The sequence below is a fragment of the Roseobacter sp. TSBP12 genome (assembly GCF_009129705.1).
GTDB classification, from domain to species: Bacteria; Pseudomonadota; Alphaproteobacteria; order Rhodobacterales; family Rhodobacteraceae; genus Celeribacter; species Celeribacter baekdonensis_A.
In genome coordinates, this window is sequence record NZ_PYIB01000006.1 from 1 (window position 1) to 979 (window position 979).

General features: G+C 60.9%; 1 protein-coding gene and 1 pseudogene. Both read right to left on the minus strand.

Going from position 1 to position 979, the window contains the following annotated elements; genetic code table 11:
* The coding region (gene rfbD, locus C8029_RS02465; RefSeq protein WP_152002163.1) for a dTDP-4-dehydrorhamnose reductase at window positions 1-809 on the minus strand (809 nt) is incomplete at its 3' end.
* Window positions 806-979: pseudogene (locus tag C8029_RS02470) on the minus strand (dTDP-glucose 4,6-dehydratase); the annotation flags it as partial. The gene rfbD and the pseudogene C8029_RS02470, both read right to left, overlap by 4 nt.

Sequence of the window (979 nt, forward strand, 5' to 3'; positions counted from 1 at the left end):
GCGCGCCAATCCGGACGATCCAGCCCGTAAGCCGTCTTCAAAGAGTGACAGTCCATCCGACTGTTTCCCGGCCTCTGGGCTGGGGTTGGATAGGCCGAAGAGGGGATGTCTTCGACCGCGCATGTGATCCCGGCCTCGGCAAAAATCGCACGGGCAAAATCGGCCCAGCTTACATCCGGCGCGCCAGAGAAATGATAGGTTCCGGCTGTGTTCGGCTGTGTTTTAAGCCGATTGGCGATTTCGACACAGGCCTGAGCGATGGCGCGGGCCGGGGTCGGACCACCGATTTGATCCGCGACAATGGTGAGCTTGTCGCGTTCTGCACCAAGCCGGAGCATAGTTTTCGCAAAGTTGTTGCCGTGGCTGGAAAACACCCATGATGTGCGCAAGATTGCGCATGTGCCACCCGCCGCGCGAATGCCATTTTCACCCAAAAGTTTGGTGCGGCCATAGGCGCCCAAAGGGGCGGTCGGATGATCGGGCGTAAACGGTGTCTCGCCGGACCCATCAAACACATAATCGGTGGAGATATGGACAAAGGGAATGCCAAGCGCGGCACAGGCTTTGGCCATTTCCGTTGGTGCCGCGCCATTGACCAAAGCGGCGGTCTCTTCGTCCGTCTCGGCCCTATCCACGGCCGTGTAGGCGGCGGCATTGATCACGGCACCCGGTTTGAGGAGGGCGATCTTTTGGGCGCAGAGGGCGGGATCGCTCAGGTCCGCCTCATCCCGCCCCAAAAACACGGCGTCCGGCAACAGTGCCCGCAGTTCCGTAGCGACCTGACCCGTTTTTCCGAAAACAAGGATCATGCGGTCACCCCAAGCCGTTCGCCAACGCCATGCCGGTTTTGCAACGCGCGCCACCAGCGTTCATTCGCCAGATACCACGCGACGGTCAGGGCCAAACCTTCGTCGATGGTCACGGAGGGGCGCCAGCCAAGCTCGGTGCGAATGCGGGAGGGATCAATCGCATAACGCGC